The sequence below is a fragment of the Glycomyces albidus genome, assembly GCF_009451885.1.
In the GTDB taxonomy this organism is placed as follows: Bacteria; Actinomycetota; Actinomycetes; order Mycobacteriales; family Micromonosporaceae; genus Glycomyces; species Glycomyces albidus.
Map to the genome: position 1 here is coordinate 1 of NZ_WIAO01000073.1, position 8,399 is coordinate 8,399.

6 protein-coding genes are annotated in these 8,399 nt (G+C 70.4%); 2 read left to right on the forward strand and 4 right to left on the reverse strand.

Annotation, left to right across the window (positions count from 1 at the left end; genetic code table 11):
- Positions 1-232: 232 nt before the first annotated feature.
- Together GFD30_RS25850 and GFD30_RS25855 are read left to right on the forward strand one after the other, a co-directional pair.
- Positions 233-421: a hypothetical protein gene (locus tag GFD30_RS25850; RefSeq protein ID WP_153028027.1), complete on the forward strand. Its 189-nt coding sequence runs from the start codon at positions 233-235 to the stop codon at positions 419-421.
- Entirely contained in the window at positions 418-2,205 is a 1,788-nt protein-coding gene (locus tag GFD30_RS25855; RefSeq protein WP_153028028.1) for an ABC transporter substrate-binding protein, read from the forward strand. Before GFD30_RS25850 ends, GFD30_RS25855 begins: the two co-directional genes overlap by 4 nt.
- A gap of 153 nt (positions 2,206-2,358) precedes the next feature.
- Here GFD30_RS25855 and GFD30_RS25860 read toward each other — a convergent pair whose 3' ends face one another.
- From GFD30_RS25860 to GFD30_RS25875, 4 genes are all read right to left on the reverse strand, one after another.
- A complete protein-coding gene (locus tag GFD30_RS25860; RefSeq protein WP_153028029.1) occupies positions 2,359-2,895 on the reverse strand; it encodes a hypothetical protein in 537 nt (178 codons plus the stop codon).
- A gap of 368 nt (positions 2,896-3,263) precedes the next feature.
- Complete coding sequence (gene pknB / locus GFD30_RS25865; protein WP_153028030.1) at positions 3,264-5,174, reverse strand: Stk1 family PASTA domain-containing Ser/Thr kinase; 1,911 nt, start codon at positions 5,172-5,174, stop codon at positions 3,264-3,266.
- A gap of 70 nt (positions 5,175-5,244) precedes the next feature.
- Positions 5,245-6,540, reverse strand: coding sequence for a serine/threonine-protein kinase (locus GFD30_RS25870; RefSeq protein ID WP_153028031.1), 1,296 nt, complete (start codon positions 6,538-6,540; stop codon positions 5,245-5,247).
- A gap of 321 nt (positions 6,541-6,861) precedes the next feature.
- Positions 6,862-8,334, reverse strand: coding sequence for a penicillin-binding transpeptidase domain-containing protein (locus tag GFD30_RS25875; RefSeq protein WP_153028032.1), 1,473 nt, complete (start codon positions 8,332-8,334; stop codon positions 6,862-6,864).
- Positions 8,335-8,399 lie beyond the last annotated feature (65 nt).

Consider the following 8,399-nt stretch of genomic DNA (forward strand, 5'->3'; position numbering starts at 1 on the left):
CTGTGCGACAGCGCCGTTCCGGCCCTTGAGGGCGCAGCCGTCCCGGCCCTTGAGGGCGCGGCGGCACCGGCCCTCGCGGCCGCCGCCGCGTCGCCTGCCACGTGGTGGCGCGCGACCGGCGCCGCGACACCCCGCGCGGCGACGACCGGACGCTCACCCTCGACGCCGTCCCCGGTTCGCGGCGTCCCGCTCCCGCCGGAGCCGACGATCCAAACAAGACACCTGGAGCGGCATGGTCGGCCTGATCGCCCGCACGGGGCTCGCGTTCGGGGTCCTCCTGACCCTGGCCGCCGGGCTCCACCTGCTCCTCCTGCCCAGCGGAACCGCGGAGTCCTCCATCAGCGCGCTGACCGTCGGACTCGGGCTGTTCCTCATCCTCATCACTTCTCTCGCCCTCTACATCGAAAGGAAACGGCGATGACCTCTCAGCGATTCGAGCTCAGCCGACGCAACCTCATGCAGGCGGTCGGCCTCGGCGCCGGCGCCGTTGCGACCACGTCCCTCCTCGGGGCCTGCCAGGCCGACAGCGGCGGCGGCGACGGCGGGGCCAGCGGCAAGTTCGTGTACGTGTACCCGTTCGACACCTCCGTCGAGCACTACAACGCGGCGCTGAACACCGGTGTGCTCCTGACGGCCGCCCCCGTGGCCGAGCTCTTCATCCCCCGCTGCGCGATCCTGGACTGGAACACGTTCGAGTGGCTGCCGCAGCTCGCCGAGTCGGTCGCGCTCGAAGGCACCACCCTGACGATCAAGCTCCGCTCGGGGATCAAGTGGACCGACGGCACCGACGTCACCGCCGCCGACGTCGCCGGGACCATCTACCTCCAGAAGCTCAACGCCGCCCAGGGCACCATCGGCTGGGACCAGCTCGTGTCCGCGACCGCCGACGACGACACCACCGTCACGGTGACGTACACCGAGGTGTTCACCGGCGTCGAGCACGGCGCGCTCAAAGCGCAGGTGCTCCCGTCCTCGCGCTACGGCGAGTGGATGGACGAGGCCCGGGGCCTGGTCGAGGCAGGCGAGGTCCAGGGCGACCCGGGCCAGGTGGCGCTGGCGGAGAAGATCGCCGCCGAGGACTTCCTCGACACCGAGGAGTTCATCTCCTGCGGCGCCTACAAGTTCGACCAGGTCGGCGAGACCGTCATCACGCTCACGCGCCACGAGGACGGCCTCTTCGCCGACCAGGTGAAGTTCGAGACCGTCGAGGTCCAGAAGGGCGACAACGCCGCTTCGGTGCAGTTCCTGCTGTCGTCTGAAGTGGACTACTCGACCCAGGTGCTCGGCGCGACCGACCGCCAGACCATCGCGGGCGTCGAGGGCCTCAAGGAGCTGTCGACCCCCGGCTACGACGGCGTCGGCCTGATGCTCAACCAGGGCCGGTTCCCCGAGTTCGCGGACGTCAACGTGCGCAAGGCGTTCATGTACGTCTTCGACACCGAGGTCATCGGCGAGATCGCCAAGGGCGCGGGCGGCTACTACATTCCGGCGACCTACACGGGCCTGCCGGACCCGCACGCGGAGGGCCTGTTCGACGACGTCGAGCTGGAGTACTACACGACCGACCACGCCAAGGCCGAGGAGCTGCTGACCGGCGCCGGCTGGACCAAGGAGTCGGACGGCTGGCACAAGCCGGACGGGTCGCTCGCCGAGTACACGATCATCGGCGTCGAGGGCTGGACGGACTTCTCGCTCACCGGCGAGCAGGCGGCGTCGCAGCTCACCGACTTCGGCCTGAACGTGGCCTACGAGAACGTCCCCGCGGACAACCCGTGGGGCATCTGGGGCGCGGGCGAGTTCGACATCGCGGTGCGCCAGTGGGCGAACCCGTTCGTCCCCTACGTCTACGGCTCCTGGCAGATGACCTGGTTCACCGACAACTCCCAGACCGCCGACGCCCCGGGCATGGGCCTGCCGACCGCCGAGGTCGCCACGACCTCGCTGGGCACGGTCAACGTCGACGACCTGTACCTGGCGTCGCAGAAGGGCACCCCTGAGGAGCAGGCCGAGGCGAACAAGACGCTCGGCATCGTCTTCAACGAGACCCTGCCGCGCCTGCCGCTGTTCCTGAACCAGCGCGTCTCCTACGCCATCGAGGGCGAGCGGGTGAAGTCGATCGACCCGGGCTCCTACGAGCTCAACGACATCTACTTCGACAACCCGATCATGGTCCGCATCCTCGAGGGCGGCATCGAACCGAAGTAGCGACCCTCCCGGAGACGCTGCTCGCTCCGGGAGCCGGACTCCGCGAGCCGCGCAGCACCGAGGCGGGTAACGCGCGGCGGACGAGAGGAGCGAAGGGCCCCGGCCAGCAGGCCGGGGCCCTTCCGTCTGCCGGAGCCCGTTCGCGTGCGGCCGTCAGGCCACCGCGAGGTTGAGCGCCTCCCGCTCCGCTTCGGCCAGGCGGTTCTGCAACCGCCGCGCGCGGAGCGTCGCGTCGGCGACCTCGCAGATCCGGGCGATCTCCACCCCCTCAGGGGACATCGCCGCCAGGCCGTGCTGCACCAGCCACATGGTGACCTCCGCCCACGAGTACAGGCTCACTCGCGGCCGCGGCACGCGCGGCGCGGGGAAGTCGCCGGGTCCGCGCCGGCCGGTGGCCCAGTGGTCGACGGCGGACAGGGTCCTGCCGGTGCGCTCGGCGATCTCGGTGAGCGTCACGTAGTCCTCGGTGGCACCGAGCAGTTCGACCCCGGCCTTCCGGCCCTGCCGGATGGCCGACACGACCGCCTGCAGCGCCGAGGGGGCCTCCCTGTCGAAGATCGCCGATCCCTCACCGCCTGTGGACGGTTCGAAGTTGATCACGGCGTCGTCCCAGCCGGCCTCATACAGCTCATCGATGACGTGATCCCCAGGCGGACCGAAGAAATGCAGTTCGAACGGGTAAACGGTCACGATTCATGCTCCTTTCTCGACGTGCGAGCCGTGCGGACACGAGTCTGCGATCTTCCGCAGACGGGCGGCATGGCCTTCGGGTGTTCTGGGGGTCGAGAGAATCGAACTCGGCGGCCTGCACCCGGTGGCACCGCCAGGACAGTAGCCCCGAGCCCACGCGTGCCCGTGGCTCTTCTCGATCTTCCAGCCTCTTGCCTCCATGTACTCGATCGCCGCGCGGATGTGCTTGTTGGGATGTCTCGGCATGTACAGATAAGACTACAGAATTTTCGGACACGCCGGAAGCGACACGCGCCGGATTCGGATTCGAGACGCAGGACACGTTGCGGGCCCGGCGCTGTCGCGCCGGGCCCGCAAAGTCCATCAGATCAGTTGCCGTTGTCCTGGCAGGTCGGGTCGATCGGGTTGCAGCTCTCTTCGTCGGTGGTGGTTTCGTTGCCGCCGCCTCCGCCGCCGTCGTCGCTCGCGGGGACGATGGTGATCTCGGTGCCCGGGGCGACGGCGGTGCCGCTGGTGAGGGCGCCGTCGGGGCCGGAGACGCTCTCAATGGTCTCGGCCTCGGGGTCGCCTTCGATGACGGCGGCGAGGCCGGCGCCGTTGAGCGCGTCCATGAGGGCCTGCGGCGTGGTCGTGGCGTCCCAGGCTACCAGCACGCCCTGGGCGGTGATGGTGACCGTGGAGCCGTCCTCCTCAGTGGACTCGGCGGCGGGGTTCTGGTCGTAGACGACGCCCGGGGTGTCGCCGCCGTTGCCGTAGACGAGCTCGACCACGAAGCCTTCGCCCTCCAGGGTCGACCTCGCCAGGTCGGTGGTCATGCCGATGACGTTCGGGACGGTGGCCTCGCCGCCGGCGGAGACGGTGAGCGTCACCTCGGTGCCGAGCGGGACCACCTCGCCGCCCTCCGGGTCCTGCTCGAGGACGGTGCCCGGCTCCTGCGTGCTGGCGATCTCCTTCTTGACGACCTTGAGTCCGTCCTCGGTGAGCGTGGCCTCGGCGTCGGTGAACTGGTCGCCGAGGACGTCCTCGACCTCGACGGGGTCGGGCTCGACCAGGACGGTGATCTGGACCGTCGTGCCCGCCTCGACCTCCTCGCCCTGCGGCGGGTTCTGGTCGACGACGTTGCCGAGCCCGGGGTCGTCGACCGCCGTGGCCTTCTGCTCCACCCGTTCGACCTCGAAGCCCTCGGCCTCGAGCGCCTCGGTGGCGGCCGCTTCGGCCTGGCCTATCACCCCCGGCACGCTTACCAGCGCCGTCTCGTCCATCGCGCGCATGATGCCCCACGCGGCCGCGGTGACCGCGACGAGCGCGAGGATCACCCCCAGGGCGATGAGCCACGGGCGGCGCCTGCTGGAGGACGTCGGGAGCTGGCGGATCGGCGCGGTCGCGTCGGCGTCGCCGATGATCGCGGTGCGGTCGCCGGCGCCCAGGACGGCGGGCGCCATGACCTCCTGGCCGCGGGCGGCGCGGATGAGGTCCTCGCGCATCTCGGCGGCCGAGTGGTACCGGTGCTCGGGGTTCTTCGCGAGGGCCTTCATGACGACGGCGTCGACCGAGGGCGGGACGTTCGGGTTGAGCTCCGAAGGCGGCCGGGCCTCTTCGCGGACGTGCTGGTAGGCCACGGACACGGGGTTGTCGCCGGTGAACGGCGGGTGCCCGACGAGGAGCTCGTAGAGGACGCAGCCGACCGCGTACACGTCGGAGCGGGCGTCGACGGTCTCGCCGCGGGCCTGCTCGGGCGAGAGGTACTGGGCGGTGCCGATGACGGCGCTGGTCTGCGTCATGGTGGCCTGGCCGGACGCGAGCGCCCGGGCGATGCCGAAGTCCATGACCTTGACCTGGCTGGTGTCCGAGAGCATCACGTTGCCGGGCTTGACGTCCCGGTGGATGATGTGGTGCTTGTGGCTGAAGTCGAGGGCCGAGCACATGTCGGCGACGACCTCGCAGGCCGCGGTGTACTCGAAGCGGCCCTCGGCGATCAGGACCTCTTTGAGGGTGCGGCCGTTGACGAACTCCATCACCATGTAGGGGATGCCCATGTCCTCGCCGGTGTCGAAGACGGCGACGATGTTGGGGTGGTTCAGCGAGGCGGAGTTCTGGGCTTCGCGCTGGAATCGGATGAGGAACGACTCGTCACGAGACAGGTCGGCCCGGAGCAGTTTCACCGCCACGTCGCGGCCGAGTCGAAGATCGCGGCCGCGGTGGACTTCGGCCATCCCCCCGTAGCCGACGACCTCGCCGATCTCGTATCTGCCGCCGAGCAGGCGGGGCTCTGTCGTCATCGCGTTTTACGTCCTCGTGTTCCGTTCATCGCGGCTTGATTCTAATGGCAGCGGCAGGCCCGAAAACCCTCTATCGGTCGCCACAGGTGTTGTTCCCGATGCAGTCGCCGATCCCGCCCCCGGACTGGGTTTCGCCAGGGCCTTCGCCGGTTGTGCGCGGGTCTTCCGGCGTGGTCTCCTCGTCGGCGCTCTCCTCGTCGGCGCCTTCTTCGGTGGCGGTCGTCGCCGGGTCGTCGCCGCCGCCGGAGGGGTCGTCGCCGCCGTTCATGGACAGCAGCAGCCACACCATACCGCCCACCAGGACCAGGGCCACCACGCCCACGATCGCACCGAGCAGCGCCTTGTTCGGTCCGGGCCGGGACGCGGGGGCCGCCGGGACGGCTCCGAGGTCGATCCCGGGAGGCGAGTTCGGGGCCGGCGGCTGCATGGCGCCCATGGACGGGTCGGCGACGCCGGCGGGCGGTCCGCCCATCGGGACGACGCCGGCGCGGCGGGGAAGCTGGCCCACCGGCGGCATCACGGAGGTCGCCGGGGGCGCGTCGACCGCGGCCAGCGCGTTGGCGGCCATCTCGGCGCCGGTGGCGAACCGCCGGTGCGGGTCCTTGGACATGGCGCGTTCGACGAACGCGCGCACGCCCGGCGGGATGTCCTGCGGGAGCGGCGGCGCGGGGGTGCGCACGTGGTGCAGCGCGAGTTCGATCGGGTTCTCGGCCTGGAAGGGCCGGTGCCCGGTGAGGCCGTGGAAGGCGACGACGCCGAGCGAGTACATGTCGGAGGCGGGGAGCACGCCGGTGCCTTCGGCCTGCTCGGGGGCGATGTAGGAGGCGGTGCCCATGACCGCGCCGGTCTGGGTGAGGTCGCCGGAGGCGCCGGAGCGGGCGATGCCGAAGTCGGTGAGGACGGCGCGGCCGTCCCGGTCGCGCACCAGGATGTTCCCGGGCTTGATGTCGCGGTGGATGACGCCGTGCACGTGGGCGTGGTGCAGGGCCTCGGCGGTGGCCGCGATGACGGGCATGAGTTCGCGGGCGTCGATGCGGCCGCGTTCGGCTATGAGGTCGGCGAGGGACTTGCCTTCGACGAACTCCATCACCAGGTAGGCCGTGGTCTCGCCGCTGGGCAGGTCGGCGTTGCCGAAGTCGTGGACGTTGACGATGTGGGGATGGGTGAGGGCCGCGACGGTCTTCGCCTCGGCGGCGAAGCGCTGGGTGAAGCCCGGTTCGCTGAGCAGGGACGGCAGCATGGCCTTGACGGCCACGGTGCGCTCGAGGACGGTGTCCTCGGCCCGCCAGACCTCGCCCATGCCGCCCACGGCAATGCGTTCGCGCAGGCGATAGCGCTGCCCGAGGAGCATTTCGGGGCTCAACACGGCGAATCCTCGTTTCTTTGGGCGGATCGGCTCCGGGGGGATCGACGCTTCAGTCTACTGGCAGGCGGCCCGGCACCCGGTCTCCCGTTATCGAGCCGATCGAACCGTCTCCGAAGATCCACGCCCCGGCGGCCCCTTCGGTTGCCGATCCCGGTGATCTTGAGGAAACCGTGACTGTTTCGCCGTCCCTTCGCGCTCCCCGCCCCGGCGGGGCCCGCGAGCCGCGGAACGCGGGCCGCCTCGGCGGGGCTCACGGGCCCTGATCCGGGCCGCCTCGGCGACGCCTGCGGGCCGTCCCTTCCGGGGCCGGGCCCGCGGGCGTCATTCCCCGCTGCCCTCGAGCACCTGCTCCATGAGCATCCCCGAGATCTCCGCGGCCTTGCCCGAGGCGCCCTCGTCGTAGGAGTCGAGGAACACGCAGACGGCGACGGCCGGGTTGCCGTCCTTGTCCATCGCCCAGCCGTGGAACCAGCCGTGGTCGAGGTCGCTGTCGTCGCTGGAGTCGGAGTGCTGCGCGGTGCCGGTCTTGCCGCCGACCGTGTAGCCGTCGATCGCGGCGCTGGAGCCGCTGCCTTCTTCGACCACAGCCTCCATGAGGACCTGGAGTTCCTGGGCGGTGTCGATGTCGATGACGCGCCCGGCCGAGTCCTCCGCGCCGTTCTGGACGGTGTCGCCCTGGGAGTCGGTGAGCCGGTCGATGAGCTGCGGCTCCATTCGCTCGCCCTCGTTGGCGACGGTGGCGGCCACGATCGCGTTCTGGAGGACGGTCTCGCGGACCTCCTGCTGGCCGATGCACGCCTGCGCGCGGAACGCGTCCTCAGAGAGGTCGCCGGTCTGGGAGGCAAGCGTCTCCAGCGGCGTCTCGAACGCCTCGCCGAAGCCGAACGCCTCGGCCATGCTCGAGATGTCGTCGGCGGTGAGCTCCTCGACGCACAGCCGGGCGAACGTGGTGTTGCACGACTTCGCGAACGCCTCTTCGAGCGTCATCTCCTGGTCCGGGCACTGGTTCGAGGAGTTGCGGATGACGTGGTCGGTGTCCGGGGCGGTGTACTCGTTCCCGGCCGGGACCATCGTGTCGGCGGTCGCGCCGGTCTTCTCGATGAGGGCGGCGGCGACAATGGTCTTGAAGGTCGACCCGGGCGGGTACCACTCCTGGCCGGTGCGGTCGAGCGCCGGGCTGTCCGGCCCGTCCTGCGCCACGAGGTCCTGCCAGGCCGCGGTGGCGGTGTCGCCGTTGTTCGAGGACACCTCGGTCGGGTTCCAACCGGGGTACGACGCCTGCGCGAGAATGCGGCCGGTCTGCGGGTCGATGACGACCGCGCCGCCCTTGACGCCGGTGTCGGCGATCGCGTCGTACGCGGCCCGCTGGAGTTCCGCGTCGAGCGTGGTGACGACGTTCCCGCCGGGCTTCTGCTCCTTGGTGACCGTGGCCCAGAAGTCGTCGAACGTCAGCAGCGAGCTGGAGCCGTTGAGGACCGCGTTCTCGGCGGCCTCGAGCCGGCTGGAGCCGAAGTTGAACGACTTGAAGCCGGTGATGTTCCCGAAGTAGTCGCCTTCGGGGTACTGGCGCTCGTAGACGTAGAAGTCGCCGTCGGTCTCCACGGACTGGGCGATGACGACGTCGCCGGCGAGGATCTGCCCGCGCGGCACCGAGTACTCGGCGATGAGCGTCCGCGAGTCGGCGATGAGGCCGTAGTCGTCGTGGTGGAAGAAGCTCACCCAGGTGGACTGGGCGATGAGGGCGCCCAGCAGGACCAGCGCGATCACGCCCATGCGTCGCAGGGCAGGGTTCATCGGTCGCCCTCCTTCGAGTCGGTGCGGGGGTCGAACGCCGACGGTGGCGGCGGGGGCGGGGTCTG

Excerpts from the sequence above, each read along its gene's own strand:
- GFD30_RS25850 (WP_153028027.1), top strand. The coding sequence starts at position 233 with ATGGTCGGCCTGATCGCCCGCACGGGGCTCGCGTTCGGGGTCCTCCTG.
- GFD30_RS25855 (WP_153028028.1), top strand. The coding sequence starts at position 418 with ATGACCTCTCAGCGATTCGAGCTCAGCCGACGCAACCTCATGCAGGCG.
- pknB (WP_153028030.1), bottom strand. The coding sequence starts at position 5,174 with ATGACGACAGAGCCCCGCCTGCTCGGCGGCAGATACGAGATCGGCGAG.
- GFD30_RS25875 (WP_153028032.1), bottom strand. The coding sequence starts at position 8,334 with ATGAACCCTGCCCTGCGACGCATGGGCGTGATCGCGCTGGTCCTGCTG.